Below are 22587 nucleotides of genomic sequence, written 5' to 3'. Positions count from 1 at the left end.
CAGGGTGATGAGGAAATTGACATCCATAATCAGCCCTCACCCCTCTCCCACACGTGGGAGAGGGGATTTTCATAATTGATGGCTCATAATTCTTCTACAGAAAAATCTTCTATCTTTAAAACGGATGGCTGGCCATAAAAGGAACATAAAGCCTCACGAAATTTTTGCGCACGTGGTGATAATCCATGGGTACAATAATGACTTACCTGTTCGTAAACTGCCTGTTTAAAAGCAACAGTATCTGATTCTGTCCCATTTAGGTTATCGATACTGATATAAAATTTATGTCCTGCAGCCTTAGAGAGTATCCATTCCAATGCTTGCGGTTTTACTTCAACACGCTGAAATAAAGCTTGCTGTTCTGCAGTCCGCCCGTCTGGCATATACCAATATCCAAAATCTACTTGTTTTCTACGCTCTTCTCCGGCAATAAGCCAGTGGGAACATTCATGAAGTGCACTACTAAAAAAGCCATGAGCAAAATACAGCGCATTATAAGGGCGTTGCTCATCGGCGGGTAAGTAAATAGGTTCGTTATCGCCTTTTATAAGTCGAGTATTAAATTCTTTGCCGAAACAATTATAAAAAAGGGTTATTAGATCTTGATATTGATGCACAAATAGCTTTTCACTCATTAATTTACACATACTGTCTAATTTATACTAATATATTTAAAGAGTCATCATATTTATAAGTTTAGGGAATTTGGAGTTCCGACAATAAAAATGCAAAAAAAAGCGCTATCATACAGATTAGGAAGATTTATAAATAAACTGCGTTGGCCAATTATAGCTTTATGGTTACTTGCAATCGTCTTTTGCATTCCTTTTTTACCCCACATTATTACCCCATTTAAAACAACTGGATTTATTGATGAGAGTTCTGCGAGTGCAAAAACAGAACAGTACATGAATAAAAAATTAGGCTACAACGATAAAAATAAATTTCTTATCATGTACCATAGTTCAAAATATTTAGCGACTCAGTCTTTATTTAAAGAAAAAATCAAAAAATCATTGTCTGATTTAAAAGATTTTCCAATTAAAAATGAAATAATTTACCCAGATGCTAAAAATCAAATTTCCAAGGACAAACACACAGCTTATGCTGCAGTAATCTTTAAAACGAATAAACCCCTTAGTGATGAATTATTAAAGCAATTTAAGCAATCAATAAAAAAACCTTCCCATATGACAGTGCTACTTGGGGGGGAACCACTTTTCGTGCAAAACGTGAATCAACAGACACAAATTGACCTTTATAAAGCGGATTTTGTCGCTACACCAGTCGCAATTATTACGTTAATTCTTGTATTTGGATCGGTAGTTGCAGCCACACTTCCAATTATTTTGGGTGGCGGATGCGCAATCATTATTTTAACCACACTCTATTTTTTTGGGCATTTGTTTACTCTTTCTATCTTCACAATTAACATCGCTTTATTACTTGGCTTGTGCCTTTGCTTGGATTATTCATTGTTTTTTATTAGTCGATTTAGGGATGAATTAAAAAACGGTTCAAATATTGAAGAAGCAATTGCAACAACGCAAGAAACAGCAGGTAAAGCCATTTTCTTCAGCGGCTTGGCTGTTTTTGTAAGTCTCAGCGCCTTATTTTTATTCCCGGTCAACATCTTATTTTCAGTTGCAGTGGGTGGTTTAGCGGCTGTATTTTTTGCGGTATTAATCTCAACCATATTTTTACCAGCAATCCTTGCTGTACTGAAATCAAAAATTAACTTTTTATCGGTACGTTTATTTAGGAAAAAAGAACGTTATGGTTATTGGCGTTGGCTGGCAGAGCGGGTCGTGCAACACCCTTACCTGTTTTTCTTTCCTATTCTTATCTTTTTATTAGTGCTTGGATATCCTTTTTTAGTAGCAAAATTTGGCATTTCAGATTATCGGATTTTTCCTGAACAATCAGAACACAGAGCTTTTTATGATACCTATGCAAAGAAATTTCAAATTGAACAGCTAAATCCGGTGATCCTGGTCATAGAATCACCCTCTTCCTCAATTTTATCACGTCATAACTTATCCAAAATATATGATTTGGTTCATAAGTTAAAACAAAATCCCTTGGTCAAAGAGGTCAATGGCATTATTAGCAGTAATTCGGATCTCAAAAAAGCTCAATATTATACCCTTTATCATCTCGATAAAAAGTTACTCGATTCGCGTGTGAAGCAATTGTTGGACACCACCACTACCAAGCATTTGGCGATTATCAATGTAATTAGCAAGTATCCCGTCAATTCAGAAGAAACCAAAAAACTGGTTAATGAACTACATCACATCCAATTAGGTTCGGGATTAAAGGTGCAATTGACTGGCATCACTGTGAGTAATATTGATGTGCTGCATAGTATTTATCGTGTTCTTCCTTATGCCATTCTATGGATCATTGTATTTTCTTATCTCATCTTGCTTTTGCTATTAAGATCTATATTCCTCCCTTTGAAAGCTATTTTAATGACTTTATTAAGCCTTAGTGCCTCATACGGTGCACTGGTTTTTGTCTTTCAAAAGGGATATTTATCTAAATTACTTAATTTCCAACCACAAGAAATGCTTGATATTAGTTTATTAGTCATTATCTTTTGTGCTTTATTTGGCTTTTCAATGGACTATGAGGTATTTTTACTAACTCGTATAAAAGAAGCGCATCAGGTCACTAAAGACAACAATAAAAGTATTATTTTTGGTATCGAAAAAAGCAGTCGTATTATTACGAGTGCGGCTCTTATTGTTATCGTAATTTGCTGCTCCTTCTTGATTGCAGATGTATTAATGGTCAAAGCATTTGGACTTGGCATTGCTGTTGCCATTTTCGTGGATGCTTTTTTAATACGAAGCTTTTTGGTACCTGCCACAATGGCTCTCTTTAAAAATTGGGTCTGGTACCTTCCCAAATGGTTAGATCGACTCTTGCCTAAACTTTAATCCTAAATTCGCAAAATTAACCGATAGAAAGCGGCAGATCCTTATTATTTTTTTTCTAAGTTGAATATAGCAAAAGTGTTTACTATACTGAATTTAAAGGTTTTTTAGTTATTTTTTATGGAAAATAAAGGTGTTTTTTATTGCTCCAAGAGCAAAAACATGGCGCAATGGTAAAAAATAACTAAAAAACCTTTAAATTCAGCAAAAGATTTAGATTGTACGCTATTCTTTAACTGCCGAATTTAGGACAAAAAATGGCTAATAAAAAAATAATACATGCCTTATTTGAAGGATATGCGCGCCACTTCCCCAATTATATCGCTGCGCTAAAAGGGAATGAAAAACTGACTTATCGCGAGCTCAATCAAAGAGCCAATCAACTGGCTCATTATTTACAAAGCTCAGGTTTAAAGCCAGACACTCCCGTTGCACTCTGTTTGGACCGTTCATTTGATTTTCTAATAACGCTTCTTGCCATTTTAAAAGCAGGCGGAGCATATCTGCCTTTAGACGCATCTCAACCCAAAGAACGTTTATTATTTTTACTTCATGATAGCCAAGCACCAATTTTAATCACACAATCTCAGTTTACTGATTCATTTAAATCTTACCAGGGAACGGTAATTCTCTTGAATGGGAATAATAATAAGATTAATAAACAGCCAATAGATAACCTCGCACCCACAAATACTCCTGAACATTTAGCCTATATAATTTATACATCTGGCTCCACAGGCGCTCCCAAAGGCGTGCTCATTGAGCATCGTTCTGTGGTCAATTATTGCAAATGGTTTGCTGATTATACTCAGTGTAAACCTCAGCAAAGAATTGATTTTTCTGCCAATCCTATCTTTGATATGTCCGTCACTTCGACTATTGTTCCTCTAATGCTTGGGTTAACAGTGGTTCTTTGCGAAGATGTTATTAAGAAAGATGTACGCTCTTATATGCATTATTTAGCAAAATCGCGCATTAACATCATAAAATCGACTCCAAGTTATTTTAAGGTACTTGTGCAAGAAGCAAAAAATAACTTCGTTACCTTACCCCAATTACGCTCGATTATCCTTGGTGGAGAAAACTTGTCTTCTACTGAATGCCAATCTTGGCTTAAGCTCTACCCCAAACATGTTTTATATAACGAATACGGACCAACAGAAACTACTGTAGCAGTTTCAACTTATAAAATAAGTATTTTAAACTGCGTCGATTTAGGTACCAATGTGCCTATTGGAACAGCAGGTTCCAATATGAATTGCTTGATTCTTGATACTAAAGGTCAGCCTGTTCGAGATGGAGAGCCAGGCGAATTATATATCGGTGGCACATGTCTGGCTCGTGGTTACTTAAATCAACCCCAATTAACGCAACAACAATTTATTACCAATAACCAAACTCGTTTATATAAAACAGGAGACTTATGCAAAAAACGTTCGGATGGAGTAATTGAATATTTAGGGCGAATTGATGAGCAAGTCAAAATACGTGGATATCGTATTGAACCGGGTGAAATACAAAAATACCTGCTTACTCAACCTGATATTAAAGAAGCAGTGCTACTGACTCAAAAGGATTCTTTTGGAGAACAACGATTAGTAGCCTATTACATCCTAAAAAACGGTGATAGTGCCCTAAATGCAAATCAAATACGACAATTTTTACAAATATATTTACCTGAATACATGATTCCCTCAGTTTTTGTAAAGGTTGATTTCTTCCCTCTAACCGCTAATGGTAAATTAGATAAAACAGCATTACCTTTACCCTCATTAATTGCCAGTCATGATTATGTTGAACCCAGTACTGCCTTAGAAAAGAAACTTGCACAAATTTGGTCAGAAGAATTAGGAGTTCCCCTGGTCGGTATTCATGATGATTTTTTTGATTTAGGAGGACACTCTTTATCAGCAGCACGTATCATTGCGAAAATAAATGAGGATTTAAATAGAAGCATCAGCATTCATGACTTTTATAAAGCCACAAATATTGCCAAACTAATCCCAATTATCAAAAATACCAAAAAAAATAAGAAAAAACGCTCAAATAAGCAACCTGACTATCATAAACTAATCAACATTCCTCTGAGTGATTTTCAGTTTTTACTCTGGATGTCATACACATTTGAGCCTAAAGCACAAAAACTAAATATTGTCGCGAGAAAGAGGCTGAGTGGTCATTTAAATGAAAAAGCTTTAGAATTTGCCTTTGAAGCGGTTTTAAAAAAACATGAAGCACTAACTTTTCAGATCTTAAAATTAAACCCAGCACAAAAAAAGCAAAATAAATATTTGTTTCAATTGAGTATTAATGATTTCACATCACTTCCTATGGAACAATGTGAACGTGAATTACAGGAGTCAATGACTCAACTCATCAATTTATATCCATGGCCTAAAAAAACTCCTTTAATCATTGGTAAATTATTTTACATAAATGAGCATGAATCAGAACTGCAAATTTGCACTCCGCACCTCATTTCTGATGATCATTGTATCGATATTTTATTTGCTGAATTATCTCAATTTTATCAACTTTATAATCAAGTAACTCTTGATAAAATTGAAATTGATACGCGTTTTAAAGAACATATTTTTAATGAGCGAACTGCAATGAAAATGCATTCGGAGGAAGATATTCCATTTTGGGAGGAATATTTGAAAGATGCCAGCTTATTTACTTTTCCCGAGGAGCATGTAATTCATGACATGCATACGGCACATATTCCTTATTCAACTTATTCAGTAATATCAAAGGACCTAATCAATCATCTCAAACTTTTTTGCGAACGCAACCACATCAGCATTAATAATACATTATGCGCAGTGATTGCGTTGGCTTTACGAAACTCATGCGGAAACTACACGAGTGAAACCCCTTATACTTATATGAATATCATTCAATCCACTCGAGATAACTCCATTTATGATAATACAATTGGCTGTTTCCTGAGAGTGGAGCCGGCTAAAATTAGCCTTGATGATAAAGCAACACTAACCAGTTTATCTCAACAAATACGCAACGCCATTATTGATACCAGCAACTATCAATATTGCTCAAACCTAGTAAAGCTTTGCGCTATTAGCTCGTTTAAGCCCAATACGGTAGAAAATTTATTTACTCATCTAGTCACTCCAATCTATACAAAACTACTCAAGATACCCTCTATTTATCGGAAAATATTACAACGATGTGGCAGTCGGATGATCTCATTTAAACGAAATACAAAATTTCTTATTAACCTCAATATAAGAGGTAATTTCGTTGAACTTTCTAATAGAAACTTGGACTTATTTGGGCTTAATACGAAACAGATTAAAAACAATAATGATGATTTACTTGCAATAAATTATATCTTTGAAGCCAGTTTTATACGTGATGACAATCAAAATCTCCATTATTTAGTCATTTCAGCCAATTTAAAACCTGCATTTCGTGAACAAATTGTCCAAGAGGTCATTCAGATCATGGAATCAATAGTATTTGAGAACAATTCACGTGAGCTTATGCAAAAACAGGAACATGTAGAACAATTTTTTTAAATTCTCGTGATTTAGATTTCATTTTATCGCTTTTATTACAACGTTACGCAGCCAATTATCCCTCATTGTTAATGCAGAACTCGTCCTCCCAAATCTCTGCCCTGGCGGGAGTAATATGTTGATTTATTTGACACAGCCTAACCTACTTAGACTCTCCGGCAATAATTCACTAATTATGCTAACTTCTTGTTCGTCTCAACTACATTATTCCTACGATCTTTTGCAGCCCGATTAATTTTCTGATAGAGTAAATCAGATAAACTTTCTGCCATAGAGGATTTTAAAAATGATTCGAGGATTTTTTGCAGGTTTAATGTTTTTGCTTAGTTTCTCAGTTTTTTCATATGGAAATACTTGTGGTAATGCTGTCCCTACTAATGATGCCAGTTTTTGTTCCTCATTTAAAAAAGTTGCAACCTGCTACTGTACTAGCTCTGGCTTACCTTCTGGCATGTGTCAAGACATGAATATGTTGTATGCTCGTATGGTTAGCGTATATGGTTCATTGGATAAAGCCTGTGCTGCTCAACCTTACACTACGAAACAAGATTGTCTTGATAATTGGAATTGTTATCGTCTCGGTGGAATAGATTCACGTGGTAGAATTTGTAGTTCCACGAAACAACCCTGTCAGTAATTTATATTAAATTGTTACAGTCAATAAAAAAGTAATTAAGGTTGGGCTATAGCCCAACCACAAATTTTAATGATTAAAGCAATCTTCATAGAGTACTTATTGTGCAAAATAAAAATTCAAAATCATTTTTATTCTCATGCTTATTTCTTTCAACATCTTTTTGTTTAGCACAGACCAATGATATGCCCCACCACCCCTTTTACATAGGTGCAATTGCGGGTTTTGGTTCAACTACCTGGCAAGGTTTAGTTCCTAGTGAAGAAAATCAAAATGTGGCCTTGATGTTATCAACCCCTATTGATGTGGAAGAAGGTGGAAGTGCATGGGGAGTTTTAGCTGGCTATGAATTTACTCGCTTCTTTGCAATCGAAACCAGTTATATGCATTTTCCAGAGGCGAATGTACATTTCGACTCCATAAGTTTATTCAGTTTCGACCACGATGGTTTAGACGTTTTAACAACCCAAACGGAAGTCGTAACGTTGATGGGTAAACTCATGGTCCCTATTCCTCACTCCCAAATGAAAATCTTTTCCGGAGCTGGAGTTGCTGGTGTGCATCGTAAAGATATTGTTGTTGATAACTGGCGTCCAGGACCTGCTTTTACCGTAGGTGTGAATTATAATTTCACTGAGCATATAACCGGTGAAGTTGCTGGAAATTTTAATGCAGGTTATGGGGAGTCGCAACTGAATCCTGCCGACTCATATTATCCTTTTCTCTATTCAGTAGCTGGCCATCTAATTTTTCGTTTTTAAAAATTGTTCTAATCAAGAGTCATAATACAAATTACACCTCGGATTAAGATTATTTAATCCGAGCTTCTTGTTATCTTGTATGCAGCCACTGCATAAGTTAAAACGTCCTGCAACCATCGGAAGAAAATTAATTATTGCTTACCCAACCGATAAGTTTCGTAGTTTTTCTCTAATTCGTATTTAAGGGTCTCTTTATCATCCAAACCCAATCGCTCCACCAAGGCTAAAGTATGCATGATATGCGACGCTTTGGCTTTAGTTACTGTAAAAGGAATATTTAGCTGCGACTTTTTAGGATCACTGATAACTGTTAATAAAGCTTTTTTGGTGATGCCGTTCACATGCTGAATTTCTTTATCTTTACTGGGTATAAAATTTTTATTTTTAACAAGACGGCGCATGACATGATAATAAGTATTGATTTGTTGATAGGTGAGATCCAGTTCAATAGTATTATGTTCATCATACATATCCATCGTTCGATTGCGAGGTAAAGCAGGATGATGTATTTGGGCTAACTCCCTCACCCCCTGAAAGATACTCCTAGCCATTTGCGGGAGTAATTTATTCAGCACATAATGTCCAAAAGGACGAAATGCATAGCTATAAGGTACTAATATATTATAATAAATAAGCGACCTCACTAATGCATTAATTAAGAGATGATGTGTTTTGCGCTGGGAATTATCATATTCTGCGGAAACATATCTGAATTCGGTCTCTGCAAATCCTGCATAATTTAAACAATGATCAAAAAAAGCATTGGGACCTTTCTTGTCTTTTGGAGGTACCACTTGAAGAATGACCCAATCTTTTTTCCAAATACCGAAAGAGGAAACTGGATCATCACCCTGTTTTTGTACCACAACTCTTGGCTTTTCAGTCAATTCTTCCCAGTGGTCATACCTACTTTTAAATAGAGGATCAAAAAGCCCTGGAGGGTTCAATGCATCAACACGTGATATTTTATAATCCCCCTTATCAAGAGCAAGCAATAAACTTAAAGCCCCTCCCAAACTTACTCCACATACATGAATTGTATTTTTCTGTTGATTGAGCCACGTTCGAATTGCTTCTCTACCACTGCGATATAAGGATAAGCCAACTGTTTCAAATCCTTTCGAGTCCGTTTTTATTTGGGTTAAGAAACCCTGACCGGCAGGATAGGTAGTCCCCATAAAAATTAAATGTGATTCTGCTGTTTCATGGAAGATGGGCTTAAGTCCATAAGCAAAAACGCGATCATGATCATAGGTAAAAAACTGCTTCCACCCATATTTCTCTGTTAGTTCAATCGGAGTAACTTGATACTCAATTAATTCCCAATGACCACCAATACATTGTGGAATTTTGAAGGACTCATAAGGGGTTAAGTCGCTATAAGGAAGCATAGACAGGCAATTACTTAAATAAAGTTGAACTTGTTCGCTTTGCTCGGCATTCAATTCTTTTTCCTGGAGTTGCTTAAAAAGCTCTAGGAACCCTTGTTGCATGGCTAAACGAACTTCTCTTAACAAATCCATATCTCGCTGAAGAAAAAAAGAAGATATGACCGTTGGAGTTAAAAATTGAGTCCAAGACTTTGTCCATCCCATAGTAAAAAAGCGCAGTATATTGCGCGCTAAAATGGGAGTGATTTGAGAAGAATCCACCCCTTCAAGAGATTCAAACTCCCCTTGCTCAAAAAATTTGAGTTCCAAGCCTCCTTTAAATGTTGCTCCGTCTGACAATTCAACCTCCCTTTCCCTATTCTGGTCGTTGAATAAAAATAACCTAGCCCCAGCCAATCCAGCCGAGGGAACTATGACTATAAAAAATTATATGCCTTTACCTATTCGATACTCAGTGTAGCATTTTTCTAAATTCGTCTTTAATAAAGATTCGTTCTCCATTCCTAATTGTTGTACCCAATTTAAAGTACGACGAATGTGAGTGGCCTTCGCTCGAGTAACTCTAAAAGGCACTACAAAATCTGCCTTTTGGGAATTAGAACTTTCTTCGAGTAATGCTTTTTTGCTAACTCCTGCTACATGGTTACTTTTGTGTTCGTCGTCAGGCAAATAGCTTTTTCCTTTTACTAGCCGCCGCATCACATCATAATAGGTGTGGATTTGCTGATAAGTAAGTTCTATATCTACTGTCTCGTCTTTATTGTAAATATCCATAGTCGGATTGCGAGAAAGAGAAGGATCATGCATCTCCGCCAGCTCCTCTTTTTCTACAAGCGCTCGAATGGCAGAATTTTCTGGATTCTTTTTAGAAAGATACTCTACATAGGCAAAAATAGAGGCCAGCAATCCCCCAGCAATCATAAATAAAGCGGCTACGGGTAAGATGCCAGCCAAGGTAAGACCCACTCCTGCAAATACTCCTAATAAAGAAAGCGAAAACTTCCAATTTTGTACAAAAAAATAAGCAAGCGGACGCACTGCATAAGTATATGGTAGAAAAAAAAGACCATATAGTAATGCCCTGCCAAGGGTGTAAAGCCAAAAATTACGAGCTTTTCGTTTGATATTATCCTGTTCGGCCTCAATATAGGTAAAGGTTGTATCGGCGAATCCGGCATAATTTAAAAAATGGTCGCAAAAACAATTAGGCCCTTGCTTATCAGGTGGTGGTGTTACTTGTATAATGTACCAATCATCCTTCCAGACTCCAAAAGCTGAAACAGGATCATTGCCTTGCTTTTGTACAACGACTAGTGGCTTATCGGCCAATTCATTCCAATGATCATTTCTATTTTTGGACCAACCCTCATGCAGCCCGGCAGGATTGAGCGCATCAACACGAGACAATGCATAATTTCCTTTATCGATAGCAAGTAATAAGCTTAATGAACCGCCTAGGCTTACACCACATACATGCACTTTATTTTTTTGACTACTTAACCATTGATGAATCCGATCTCGTCCCGTTTGATAAAGTGACTCGCCAACCGTTTCAAAGCCTTTGGAATCAGTATTCACTTGGGGGATGAAGCCCTGTCCCATAGGATAAGTTGTACCCATGAAAATTAGGTGAGATTCTGCTTTTTGTTGAAAAAGCGGCTCAAGTCCATAAGCAAAAACACGGTCTTGGTCTTGAATAAAAAAGCGGTTCCATCCTGATCTTTTGGTTAATTCAATTGGCTTGACTTGATATTCGACTAGCTCCAGATGACCATCAATGTACTGAGGGATTTTAAAGGCTTCATACGGTGTTAAATCTCCATAAGGGAGTAACGTGAAACAATTACTTAAATAAAGATGGACTTGCTCTTTTTGCTCAGCAGTTAATTCCTTATCCTTTAATTGCTCAAAAAGATCTAAAAAACCCTGTTGAAAAGCAAAACGTAATTCCCGTAATAATTCATGATCACGTTTTACAAAAACAGCATAAGCTACGGCTGGGGTTAAAAACTCAGTCCACTGCTCTGTCCAACCCATCATTAAAAAGCGCACTGCATTGCGTGCAATAATCGGTGCCTGTTTCTCTTGTTCCACACCTTCAATGGGTTCAAATTTGCGTTGAGGGGAAAAATTAAGTTCTATTCCACCTCGAAAAGCAGATTTCACAGGCACATTCCACCTCCCAAAATAATTAGAGTAGTATTTTCCTTATCTTAGAGCAAAAAAATTGAAGAACGATTGGATATAAAGTGCAGATAAGGCAAAAAAAACACACAATACAAACGTTCTTACTCAGTGACAAGTACTTATTACAATTTTTCTTGTTGTAGCGAAGTCACAACAGCAGGACGTTCGGCAACGACTTTCATAAATTGTTCTAAATGTTTATACGCGGAAAGATCCATTTTAAAATAATACGCCCATCTGGTTATGACAAATAAATAAGCATCCGCCAAAGAAAAGTCTTCTCCCATCAAGTACGGCCCTTTTGCAAGATGCTCATTAACATACTTCAATCGAGTAGTGATAATGGACATAAAAATATTTTTTGTTTCTTCATTAAGATTAGGATAAAAGAACATGCCTATAGTTTTATGTAATTCCGTAGCAACATAATTTATCCACTCGAGGGTGTGGTATCTTTTTAAGTCCCCTACTGCGGGTAAAAGTTTTTGGCCTGGTGTTTTGTCCGCTAAATATTGCAAAATAACCTGATTCTCTGTCAACAAATCCCCGTTATCCAGGTAAAGTGCTGGTACTGCACCTTTAGGATTAATCGATAAATAATTTTCATCTGAACGTGTTTTTTTCGCCTTTAAATCCACTTCTTCATCTTGAAAATCTATTCCTAATTCATTAAGAACTATACGTACTGCTAAGGAACATGCTGATTTAGTATAATAAAGTTTCATATTCACTCCTTTGATTTCTAGTCAAATATTAGATTACTACTATTAAGTTAAGAAGAAACCACTCTTTATGAGTGGATTTTGCAGAAAATCATTGTATGTCATTTTGACAAAGACGAAAATGGATTCGTCAACTGGCATTGGACAAAATTTATAGAGGAATTAGCCCCTTCACGGAAATGACACCTCAACTATTGCATCCCGCCTCAACTTAATGGCAATGAACACTAGGCCCCCTAGACTTATTAATATCTTCTTTTGCATTCAGTTGCGCATACCAGGAATCAGATATACTAGCCATGTAATCTAGTATTAAGTCCACTGTTAAGATCATTTTCTATCTCATCAAGTAACTTCATAGTAGACGATGTTCTTTTGACGAGAGGGAGATAATCCCAAAAATATGTTTTTCTTAAAACATCTAATTTCGATTTATTTATAGCTTTCCAATCCTGAATATTTTTTATTAATAAATCCAAAGTTAAATCTTTCTTTGGTCCAACCAGGTCTAAATATAATTCTTTTAATTTAGAAAACTTAATTTGTGTGTCTTGTGAATCAGGCTCTAGACACGGCAGCTTTTCCATTCGAGCATATAGCTTTCTGAGTATCATTTCTTTTACCCCATCCCCTTCATCACTTAGAACAAAAGCGGCTGGAGGAGCCGGAAGTACATAAAAAGGGATATCTTGACTGGGTTTACCGTATTCCAATACCGTTTGATAAGGTAATTCCATAAAAAAACTGGGAGAAACTAAAGAGCCAACTGGTGCATGCTGAACTTCTTCAACTAGTTTGATTGCTGAATGCCTGCAGGTGTTACCTAAATCCAATCCACTAACACTTTCTTGTATTTGACGTACATCACGAGAAGGAAAGACTATATCTTGACTGTATATTAATTTAATTTTATCCTGATTTTCTATAGTCTTTTCAGCACACTCGCCCTCCAGTTCGGATTCAAAAGGTCCTGCTGGCCTTATGGGTTTATAACATGGGAACTTATTTGTATCTGTTTGCAATGACTCCAATATTCGTAGAAATTCGATATATTGTTCATAGGTAATATCATATGCTTGATAACTGATCGGGTGTCCGCCAATTTTCTCCCTATAGATCCATTCATCCCTTAAAGTTGCTGGATTACTAAAAAACAATCCATTACAGATACACTGCATATTAGTCAAAAAGTTAGGATCAGTGAGATTGTGTCCCTTGCCTACACGACAAAGTAACCGTTGAATTTTATGTTCTTGCGGGTCATATGTCCCGAGCATTAGAAATGAATGTACCCCCCGCTTCTTACTAATGGAAATAAAAAAATGATCGGTTTTTTTATTAATTTTAAGGATTGCAGGTGGGGATTTAGAATTTATAGTATCATCTTTAGAAGTAGCCATATATGTTGATTTATAAATCGTAAAGCACAAATTGTAGCATGTGAATTACATTGCTACTACAACTTGTTTTTATTTAATTCACGTTGGGGCTTTAAAAGCTAGATAACCCCCTTCTCCACGGGGAGAAAAGGGTCAAAAAAGATGAAGCTAAGAAATACACTGGAGTTCAGGATAATTTTTTAAAATGACCTTGTATAAACCTAGGTTCGCTCTAATAATCTCATCGCCTAACTTAGAGTCTGGATTCCCTTCACCGCCTTTACTATTTAAAGCAACTACGGTAGTTACATTATTGCAAGGCTGCCAAAAATACATGACGCGAAATCCTAAAGTACTCCCCTTATAAACCCAAAAACGTTGTTTGAGTTCTTTATCATAAAGATACCCTACTCCTAAACCAAATCCATGAGGATCTTCTTCAGTGACTTTAGGAATAGGTTGTCCTGTTTTCATAGAGACAACGGACTCTAATTCAGCCAAAATCCGCTCTCTATAAATAGGCTTAACCAATGTTCCGTGATAAAGCAGTTGTACCCAGCGAACTACATCTTCCGTATTTGCAACGATTGCACCGGCAGCAGTCGCCCAAGATAAATCATTAGTTAATGTATCAATTAATTTATTCTTTTTCTCATCATAAAAATATCCATGGACTCGGCGATTTTCAATGGCTTTTTCTTCCGCTTGACCATCAGGACCAGCAAGATAAAATGAATTATTTAATCCATTTTGTGCGTTGATAATCCGCAATTTTAATTGATTTGCGAAGGTATCATTGGTTATTTTTTCGATAACCATAGCGGCAAGGATGTAATTGGAATTAGAATATTCAAAAAGATTTCCCTGCCTCTTTTTAAGCGGTTTTTCAGGGTGAGCGTATTTAAGTAACTCTTCATCCGTCCAAACCCGATTTAAATTGGCTTCCATTTTTTTGGAAAACTCATCATCTGCTGAATAATTTGGAATACCACTAGTCATATTCAATAATTGTCTTAGAGTAACCTCTTTCCAATTAGGATATTGAGGTAACCATTTCCCCAAATGGTCATCTAGAGATAATTTACCTTCTGTCTGCAATTGCAAAAGGATAAGCGCAGTAAATGATTTGGTAATACTGCCAATATCAAACAAATTGCTTGAGGTAATAGGTTGAGATAAGGGAGGAAATCCCATAGTACCGTGTACCACTGTATGGGTTTCTTTTTTAGAGCTCATTTGATTCTGAGGAATCAAGACGGATGCGGCAATCGCTGTAAACTTTTCCTTTTTACTGTATTGCTGATAATAGCTATCAATCTCTTTCTGTAATTGATTTGTGATATTGGACGATGGGTCAGAATTAGCAGCATAAAGCATGGGTGGAGAGAAAAAAGCCACAAAGGCTAATCCTAAGAACGGTGATTTTAATTTCATAAGCAATTATCCCTTTGTTTTATTAAAATGATCTCTCATACGAATGCATCTATGATAGTCACGAATAAGTATTTAAAATCTGCAGATCAAGATTTTACTTCGACCTGCAGACTATGAACTACAACCAATTTAGAAATCAACTATTGGCTTGAGCTCTAATTTTCAATTGTTCTAAAGCATTTTTCAGGCGAGTTAATACTCTTTCTCTACCTAATAAAGTCAGGGTCATATCAATTGATGGTGACATGCCCGACCCCGTTACAGCGACCCGTAATGGCTGTGCGATTTTCCCCATATTGATATCAAATTGGGCGCTGATGTCATTAATGCATTCTTGCAAATGATCCTTTTCCCAAGTCTCCACTGTTTGTAAACGCTCATAAAGTGCCGTCAAAGGCTCTAAGATGACTGGGCGTAAATGTTTTTTCACAGCGGCTTCATCATATTCAATTGAATCAGTAAAAAAATATAAACTCATTTGGCACATTTCAGCTAAAGTCTTACATCGCTCAGCCTGAATTGCCACTAAATCGGTTAATTTTGGCCCATTGGTCAGATCAATGCCCGATTGTTCAAAATGCCAACGCAATGATTCAGCTACCGCCTCAACAGAATCATTTTTTTGATAATGTTGATTGAGCCAATATAACTTTTCATAGTTAAAACTTGAAACACCCCGACTCACGTTTTTTAATTCAAAACATTCAATCATCTCATTGATACTGAAGATTTCTTGATCGCCATAAGACCAGCCTAAACGTACTAAATAATTGAGTAATGCGTGTGGTAAAACCCCTAACTCTTTAAATTGCAACACACTTACCGCACCGTGTCTTTTGGATAAACGTTTGCCATCTTCACCTAAGATCATGGGTAAATGAGCGAATACTGGAATTGAAGCGTTAAGCGCTTGAAACAAGTTTATTTGTCTTGGGGTGTTATTAATATGATCATCACCTCGAATTACATGGGTTATCTTCATATCGATATCATCGATAACCACAGCAAAATTATAGGTTGGGTGGCCATCAGAACGTACAAGAATCAAATCATCTAACTCACTATTCGCCACATGGATTTCTCCATATACTTCATCATGAAATGAGACAGTACCTTGTTCAGGATTTTTAAAACGGATTACATAAGGCTTATCCGATAAGGGTAAGTTTTTATCTCGACAATGGCCATCATAACGGGGTTTTTCTTTGGCAGCTAATTGAGCGGTTCGTAACGCTTCCAGACGCTCTTTGCTGCACTCGCAACGATAAGCCTTGCCCTCATTCAAAAATTGTTGTGCTACTTGGTTGTATCGATCATAACGTTCAGTTTGATAGAAGGGGCCCTCGTCATAATCCATACCTAACCATGACATACCATCCAGGATAGCTTGTACTGATTCCTTTGTAGAACGTTCTTGATCCGTATCTTCTATGCGCAAAATGAACTGCCCCTGATGGCGCTTTGCATAAAGCCATGAAAATAAAGCAGTTCTCACTCCGCCCACATGTAAAAAACCAGTTGGGCTTGGTGCAAATCGGGTTCTAACTGTCATAATCTCTTCCACATTGTAAGGAATAAAATAATCGGGCTATAATAACTGACTTTGAAGCCTGGGTGAAGGATATTATGAGCAGACTCACCTAAAGTCTGTTTATTACCATTCACGTTACGATGTGCTCTATGCAGGCTAAAATTAAAGTATTATCCGAACTATATTGGTGAGTCACTTTGAAAAGCATAGGTATCAAGTATCAACTGAGAATTACCACCCTAATTCCAGCCTTTTTAGTCGCCCTGCTTCTCGCTATTTTTTATAATGGACTGTTTGGTAATGACTTAAAACAGCACATGTCTCGTCTGGGCGAAGCATACATCCGTCAACTACTTCCTGCAGCACAATACGCCATGCTTCGACGTGACGATCGCACGTTGCAAGGGTTAATTAATGCATCCACAATCAATCCAGAAGTAAAAGCTCTCGCTTTTTACAGTAGTGATGGACAACTGCTGGCTTACCGCGGTGGCAAACATTCCCTGAATAAACCCTTCAATCCTCCTAAATTTACGGGGGATTATATTGAAAGTAAGCAAATTAATCCTTTTACCATTAACTTCATCGCACCTGTTACTATTCCTAAATTCAATCTTTATTCTAATTCGTCTTTTAAGAACATCCTCAGCCCAATGACCACTCGCGCAGATGATATTTTAGGTTGGTTATCCATTGATATTGATACTCGCTCGATGATTATCAAACGTTATCAAATGCTCATTGTAACCATCTTTATTACTCTTTTTGGTTTGCTCATGGGATTGACCATACACTACTTTCTCTCTAAGCGTATTTATTTGCCTATTTCCCGTTTACGTCGGAGCATGAAACAAATTTTACGCAATGAATTCGAAACAGAAATCAAAACATCGAGTCCAGGCGAACTAGGCATCATTGAGCAAGGATGCTCCCATTTGCAAAAAAAATACCTCGAAACAATACGTGACTTAAATCAACACATCGAAATAGCCACTGAAGATTTACAACAAAGTCTTGAATTGTTAGAAGAAAAAAATATCGAGCTCTCACTTGAGAAGAAGAAAATAGAAGAAAAAAGTCGGCAAAAATCAGAATTTATTGCCAATATGAGTCATGAAATCCGTACACCAATGAATGGAGTTATTGGCTTTACTAATGTTTTATTGGAAAGCAAGCTTGATCCCTTGCAATTAGATTATGTAAAAACAATCAAAGCTTCTGCACAAGATTTGTTAGGAATTATTAATGATATCCTCGATTTTTCTAAAATTGATGCGGGAAAACTTCACCTGGATTGCATCCCCTTAAATATCCGTCATTGTATCGATGAAGTGCTTACCCTTGCAGCACCAAATGCTCATAAAAAAGGTATTGATTTAATCCCCATAACCGATGTCAGTGTACCTAAAATTGTTTTAGGTGATCCCTTTAGAATCAAACAATTTATCACCAATCTAGTGACTAATGCGGTTAAATTTACCGATCATGGTTATGTATTGGTCCGCACTAAAGTAGAACAAGAAACAGATAAAGATTACACTTTATGCATCACAATAACTGATACTGGTTTAGGTATTTCTCCAGAGGATCAAAGTAAATTATTTACTGCATTTAATCAGGCCGATACAAGCATTACTCGGCGTTATGGCGGTTCAGGTCTAGGATTAGTCATTTGTAAAAAGCTCTGTGAAGAAATGCATGGGCGTATCAGCTTTACCAGCGAGCTCAATAAAGGTTCTAGCTTCACTGCTCACGTGAAGGTTGAAAAGTTAGTTGCCTATGAAATAGAAAAAAATCAAATACACCCCTTCGCGCATTTTAAAATGTTATGCTTTGATGATAATTCGCTCCATTTGGAAGCACTATGCAATGGCTTAGGTTATTGGGGAATTCAATGTATTCCCGTAAATTCGTTTAACCAACTTGCGAGTGCTCTTGAGAATAACAAAGACTGTAATATTGCTTTTCTCAATATCAATAGAGGTTATGAACAAAAGATAGCCAAAATCATTGCCGAACATAATTATTTTCCATACGTGCTCATTTCCAAATGGCTTATTAATGATTACACAGCTCTTGGAGCTCAGGGCTTTTTATATAAACCCATCAGCATTCAAAAACTTCAAGATGTTATTGAATCCCTCACCAGCCAAGAGAACATTGAAAAACCGGTCAATCATGAATTGGATGGTTTAAGAGAACAACTACGCTTTATGCACCCTGATTTACTCATTGCCGAAGACAACCCAGTTAACAAAATGCTCCTGGACTCTTTATTGGGCACTCATGCAAATATGACTTCAGTTGATGACGGTGAAATGGCCGTAGCGGCGTGTAATGACAAAAAATACGACCTCATTTTGCTCGATTTGCAGATGCCTAAAGTCAATGGATTAGAAGCAGCCCGACTCATTCGACAAAAATCACAACTTAACCGCCATACCCCTATTGTTTTAATTAGCGCGAATGGCAGCGATGTGAATAGCATTGATTTAAAAAAATCAGGTGTGGATTTTTGCTTGCAAAAACCTATAGATGAAAAACAATTACTAACCCAAATCCTGCGGATTGCCGATAAAGCAAAACATGCAGCAATTGATTGGCAGTTATGTGTGCAAAAAGTGTCTGGAAATCAAGCACTTGCGGAAGAGTTTCTTAGCCGATTCGTGGAGGAATTACATAAAAATCGTGAAGAATTTATCCAATTAATGCATGATAAAAATATTAAAAAAATTGGCGAAGCCGCACATAAACTGCATGGAGCATGTTGTTTTTCTGGAGTGCCAACGCTGCAAAAAAAAGTAGTACAGGTAGAAAAACTGGCAGCACACACTGTTTCAATTGAAGAGCTCGCCACTCCTTTTGCCGAATTAATTCAAAGCATTGATGCAGTAATTAATGAATATGAACATCAAAAAATAAGAATTTAAGTGATTACCTATCTTCTTACTTACTCTCCTCCAAGAGGCTATGAAGACAAGTAATTACCCTTAACCAGGAGAAAGAATGACTATAAAAAATGCAATATATGCTCAATCAGGCGGTGTAACTGCGGTAATTAATGCTTCAGCTTGCGCAGTGATTCAAACTGCCAGGAAATTTCCACAACATATTGGCAAAGTATATGCAGCCAAAAACGGGATTATTGGTGCCTTAAATGAAGAGCTCATTGATACATCACTCGAGAGTGACTCAGATATCGCTAAATTATTACAAACACCTTCTGGTGCGTTTGGTTCTTGCCGCTATAAACTAAAAAATGATGGTGAAGAATTCGAACGGTTAATTGAAGTTTTTAAAGCACATAATATAGGATATTTTTTCTATAACGGCGGGGGGGATTCCCAAGATACCGCACATAAAGTATCGCAAATAGGCTCGAAAATGGGCTATCCGATTACATGCATTGGTATACCAAAAACGGTAGATAATGATCTTCCCTTTACTGATGCGTGCCCTGGATTTGGTTCGGTTGCTAAATATGTTGCTGTTTCTACCCGAGAAGCAGGTTTTGATGTTGCTTCTATGGCTGCCTCATCAACAAAAGTCTTTATTCTAGAAGTAATGGGACGTCATGCAGGATGGATTGCTGCTGCCAGCGGTTTGGCAAGCCAACACCCTGATGAACCACCCCACATTATTTTATTACCAGAGGTTCCTTTTCAACAAGGCAAATTCCTGAATAAAGTTGATGAATGCGTTAAAAAATATGGTTATTGCGTTGTTGTCGTTTCTGAGGGAATTCGTAACACGGAAGGTAAATTCTTAAGTGATGCAGGAATTCGTGACGCATTCGGTCATGCCCAATTAGGTGGCGTTGCACCAGTCATTGCTCAGTACATCAAAACGGAACTGAATTACAAATACCACTGGGCAGTCGCAGATTATTTACAACGTGCGGCCCGTCACATCGCCTCAAAAGTCGACCTGGATCAGGCTTATGCTCTGGGTAAGGCCGCGGTGGAATATGCCATTAAAGGCCATAATGCCATCATGCCCATTATCATTCGTGAACAAGATGAACCCTATCAATGGTCTATTGGTCACGTCCAATTAGCCGATGTTGCCAATCAAGAAAAAGCGATGCCCAAACATTATATTGCTGAGGATGGAATGGGTATCACTGCTGAATGCAAACAATATTTGTCACCACTCATTCAAGGTGAAGCTTATCCAGATTACATTAATGGATTGCCTGATTATGTTCGTTTAAAGAATCAACTAGTACCCAAAGTACTCAAGTAATCTTTAACCCGAAGCAATATTGCAGCCTGGATTAGGCCGTACTAATCCGGGTTATAAGTTACTTATTTTTTTCATATTTTTTTGTCATTTAAAAAAAACAAAAAATTGCCGGATTAAAATAGTCCTACAACATAAGCAACACTTCTCTGCTTCTGCTACAATTAAAGGAGGAAAAGAAAGTGAAGAGGACTTCCTTTTCTTGCCATGGCAGGTTGTAGATTTGTTCTGGCCTAATTTTGTTGTAAGTTTCTGATAAATGGCATTTTTTTTGCATATTTATCGTTGTACCAATCATTAGGGAGCAAATGATGAAACAAAAAGGCTTTACTTTAATTGAGTTGATGATAGTGGTAGCAATCGTTGGTATTCTTGCCGCAATTGCTATTCCAGCCTATCAGGACTACGTTGTTAGAGCTCGTGTAACAGAAGGATTAAGTCTTGCCTCTTCAGCACAGACTACTATTTCTGAAAATGCGACAACGGGTGCTAATGCTTTAGACTTGGGTTGGGCTCAACCCCCAGCAACAGCTAACGTGCAAAGTGTTGTGGTTACTCCAGCTACTGGCGTAATTACAGTTACTTATACTGCATTAGCAAATAATGTGGTCCTTACATTAACTCCATCATCTAATGGACAACCCCTGGTTGCAGGAACACCGCCTACAAATCCAATTACCTGGACTTGTGCAGTACAAAATGCTGCTGATGATAGATATGTTCCTGCAAACTGCAGAATCTAATAGTCTGCTTTTCAAAAAGCCGCTTTATGGCGGCTTTTTTATTATTAATTTGTGTTCGAGATCAATATGTCACGTAAAAACCGTATCGAAAAATTGGTAACTCAAGAATTAGCTCCCGTTTATTTAAACGTCGAAGATGAATCGGCTAATCATCACGTTCCTGAAAATGCACAAACACATTTCAAAGTTACTGTTGTTTCTGCACGCTTTACTGATCTATCGCGAATCGCACGACATAGGCTCTTAAATCAATTACTAAAAAATGAATTTGATCTTGGGTTACACGCCCTAAGTATGCATTTATTTACCCCCGAAGAATGGGAAAACAGGGGCAAAAACGTTTTAAATTCTCCTGTATGTAAAGGGGGGTTTAATAAAGAAACCAGGAATACATAGCGTGTAACCCAGTTAGTGCAATGTGACCGAGGGCCACTATCCCCTCACAAGAGATTCTCCCATCAAATACACTGTCTATTCAAATGAGGAGCCCTCACTGCCCTCGAGATAGCGTGAGATGAAAAACTCAATCCAACGAGCCGGCATGTTTTTTGCTTTTCCTTTATGCCCTGAGGAGTAACTCTCTAATTTAAAAAGGATTTAATATGAAAATTGAAACATATAAAGAAAAGTTTGTTGAACTCACCGAGCACGCAATGAAACTCAGTAGCTTTTGTAAATCAAAAACTGAGTTACAAAAAGAAATAACCGCTCTGAGTAATGAAGCGGTAGTATTTTATAAAACAAATAGCGATTATAAAGAAAATGATTATCAATTAAGAATAGAAATTTTTCTCGAATTTGATAATTTCTTGAAGTGTTTGAAAAGGGATTTTGAGTCTCAAAGTCAGGTGAATAAAAATAATTCGTTTTTTAATAAACTCAAACAAATTAAAAAATCTGACTCCTATGAAACAATCCCTAACATAGAAAACTCAAAACACTTATGATTTTCAAAGATTATTGACAGGTTTTTTATTGACTAAATATCCTTTACTTTTTCCACCCCTATAAAAAACCTGTCTCTAGGCTTACGATAAAATACTTATTGAATGCCAAAGAGATAATTCCCATTTCACCGT

At 36.9% G+C, this 22587-nt stretch carries 16 protein-coding genes; 9 read left to right on the top strand and 7 right to left on the bottom strand.

What is annotated here, in order from left to right:
* Window positions 1-83: 83 nt before the first annotated feature.
* Window positions 84-617, bottom strand: coding sequence for an elongation factor P hydroxylase (locus tag ACF8MK_RS12320; protein WP_392538960.1), 534 nt, complete (start codon window positions 615-617; stop codon window positions 84-86).
* A 108-nt stretch (window positions 618-725) separates the two neighbouring features.
* Between ACF8MK_RS12320 and ACF8MK_RS12315 the strand changes: the two genes are divergently transcribed.
* From ACF8MK_RS12315 to ACF8MK_RS12300, 4 genes are all read left to right on the top strand, one after another.
* Entirely contained in the window at window positions 726-2945 is a 2220-nt protein-coding gene (locus ACF8MK_RS12315) for an MMPL family transporter (protein ID WP_392536910.1), read from the top strand.
* A gap of 254 nt (window positions 2946-3199) precedes the next feature.
* Window positions 3200-6484, top strand: a complete 3285-nt coding sequence (locus tag ACF8MK_RS12310; RefSeq protein ID WP_392536909.1) for an amino acid adenylation domain-containing protein — start codon at window positions 3200-3202, stop codon at window positions 6482-6484.
* A 286-nt stretch (window positions 6485-6770) separates the two neighbouring features.
* Entirely contained in the window at window positions 6771-7121 is a 351-nt protein-coding gene (locus ACF8MK_RS12305; RefSeq protein WP_392536908.1) for a hypothetical protein, read from the top strand.
* A 182-nt stretch (window positions 7122-7303) separates the two neighbouring features.
* Window positions 7304-7879: a hypothetical protein gene (locus ACF8MK_RS12300; RefSeq protein ID WP_392536907.1), complete on the top strand. Its 576-nt coding sequence runs from the start codon at window positions 7304-7306 to the stop codon at window positions 7877-7879.
* A gap of 131 nt (window positions 7880-8010) precedes the next feature.
* Here ACF8MK_RS12300 and ACF8MK_RS12295 read toward each other — a convergent pair whose 3' ends face one another.
* The 6 genes from ACF8MK_RS12295 to gltX form a co-directional block, all read right to left on the bottom strand.
* Window positions 8011-9609, bottom strand: coding sequence for a hypothetical protein (locus tag ACF8MK_RS12295; protein WP_392536906.1), 1599 nt, complete (start codon window positions 9607-9609; stop codon window positions 8011-8013).
* Between the two features lie 87 nt (window positions 9610-9696).
* Entirely contained in the window at window positions 9697-11442 is a 1746-nt protein-coding gene (locus tag ACF8MK_RS12290; protein WP_392536905.1) for a hypothetical protein, read from the bottom strand.
* 137 nt (window positions 11443-11579) lie between these two features.
* On the bottom strand, window positions 11580-12182 hold the full coding sequence (gstA, locus tag ACF8MK_RS12285; protein ID WP_392536904.1) for a glutathione transferase GstA: 603 nt from the start codon (window positions 12180-12182) through the stop codon (window positions 11580-11582).
* A gap of 290 nt (window positions 12183-12472) precedes the next feature.
* Window positions 12473-13456 (bottom strand): hypothetical protein, encoded by a 984-nt coding sequence (locus ACF8MK_RS12280; protein WP_392536903.1) that lies wholly within the window; start codon window positions 13454-13456, stop codon window positions 12473-12475.
* Between the two features lie 270 nt (window positions 13457-13726).
* Window positions 13727-14992, bottom strand: a complete 1266-nt coding sequence (locus tag ACF8MK_RS12275) for a serine hydrolase domain-containing protein (protein WP_392536902.1) — start codon at window positions 14990-14992, stop codon at window positions 13727-13729.
* Between the two features lie 136 nt (window positions 14993-15128).
* On the bottom strand, window positions 15129-16544 hold the full coding sequence (gene gltX, locus ACF8MK_RS12270; protein ID WP_392536901.1) for a glutamate--tRNA ligase: 1416 nt from the start codon (window positions 16542-16544) through the stop codon (window positions 15129-15131).
* Between the two features lie 176 nt (window positions 16545-16720).
* Here gltX and letS point away from each other — a divergent pair, with 176 nt between their 5' ends.
* The 5 genes from letS to ACF8MK_RS12245 all read left to right on the top strand — a co-directional run bounded on the left by letS (window position 16721) and on the right by ACF8MK_RS12245 (window position 22455).
* Complete coding sequence (letS, locus tag ACF8MK_RS12265; protein ID WP_392536900.1) at window positions 16721-19453, top strand: two-component system sensor histidine kinase LetS; 2733 nt, start codon at window positions 16721-16723, stop codon at window positions 19451-19453.
* Between the two features lie 76 nt (window positions 19454-19529).
* Window positions 19530-20768 carry a 6-phosphofructokinase gene (locus ACF8MK_RS12260; RefSeq protein ID WP_265704355.1) on the top strand — a complete coding sequence of 413 codons (1239 nt, stop codon included), beginning with the start codon at window positions 19530-19532 and terminating at the stop codon, window positions 20766-20768.
* Window positions 20769-21076: 308 nt separating this feature from the next.
* The gene (locus tag ACF8MK_RS12255; protein ID WP_392538959.1) at window positions 21077-21508 is read left to right on the top strand and encodes a pilin; all 432 of its coding nucleotides are present in this window, start codon (window positions 21077-21079) and stop codon (window positions 21506-21508) included.
* Window positions 21509-21574: 66 nt separating this feature from the next.
* Window positions 21575-21904, top strand: coding sequence for a BolA family protein (locus ACF8MK_RS12250; protein ID WP_392536899.1), 330 nt, complete (start codon window positions 21575-21577; stop codon window positions 21902-21904).
* 206 nt (window positions 21905-22110) lie between these two features.
* Window positions 22111-22455: a hypothetical protein gene (locus ACF8MK_RS12245; RefSeq protein ID WP_392536898.1), complete on the top strand. Its 345-nt coding sequence runs from the start codon at window positions 22111-22113 to the stop codon at window positions 22453-22455.
* Window positions 22456-22587: the final 132 nt, after the last annotated feature.

The organism is Legionella sp. 227, assembly GCF_043161935.1.
Lineage (GTDB): Bacteria > Pseudomonadota > Gammaproteobacteria > Legionellales > Legionellaceae > Legionella > Legionella sheltonii.
The sequence above is the reverse complement of the archived record's forward strand: the minus strand, read 5'-3'. Positions and strand labels throughout refer to the sequence as shown.

Bases quoted from the DNA above. Each gene is read 5' to 3' on its own strand.
- ACF8MK_RS12315 (WP_392536910.1), top strand. From the start codon at position 726: ATGCAAAAAAAAGCGCTATCATACAGATTAGGAAGATTTATAAATAAA.
- ACF8MK_RS12300 (WP_392536907.1), top strand. From the start codon at position 7,304: ATGCCCCACCACCCCTTTTACATAGGTGCAATTGCGGGTTTTGGTTCA.
- gltX (WP_392536901.1), bottom strand. From the start codon at position 16,544: ATGACAGTTAGAACCCGATTTGCACCAAGCCCAACTGGTTTTTTACAT.
- ACF8MK_RS12255 (WP_392538959.1), top strand. From the start codon at position 21,077: ATGAAACAAAAAGGCTTTACTTTAATTGAGTTGATGATAGTGGTAGCA.
- ACF8MK_RS12280 (WP_392536903.1), bottom strand. From the start codon at position 13,456: ATGCTCGGGACATATGACCCGCAAGAACATAAAATTCAACGGTTACTT.
- ACF8MK_RS12245 (WP_392536898.1), top strand. From the start codon at position 22,111: ATGAAAATTGAAACATATAAAGAAAAGTTTGTTGAACTCACCGAGCAC.
- ACF8MK_RS12250 (WP_392536899.1), top strand. From the start codon at position 21,575: ATGTCACGTAAAAACCGTATCGAAAAATTGGTAACTCAAGAATTAGCT.
- ACF8MK_RS12310 (WP_392536909.1), top strand. From the start codon at position 3,200: ATGGCTAATAAAAAAATAATACATGCCTTATTTGAAGGATATGCGCGC.
- gstA (WP_392536904.1), bottom strand. From the start codon at position 12,182: ATGAAACTTTATTATACTAAATCAGCATGTTCCTTAGCAGTACGTATA.
- ACF8MK_RS12275 (WP_392536902.1), bottom strand. From the start codon at position 14,992: ATGAAATTAAAATCACCGTTCTTAGGATTAGCCTTTGTGGCTTTTTTC.
- ACF8MK_RS12305 (WP_392536908.1), top strand. From the start codon at position 6,771: ATGATTCGAGGATTTTTTGCAGGTTTAATGTTTTTGCTTAGTTTCTCA.
- ACF8MK_RS12260 (WP_265704355.1), top strand. From the start codon at position 19,530: ATGACTATAAAAAATGCAATATATGCTCAATCAGGCGGTGTAACTGCG.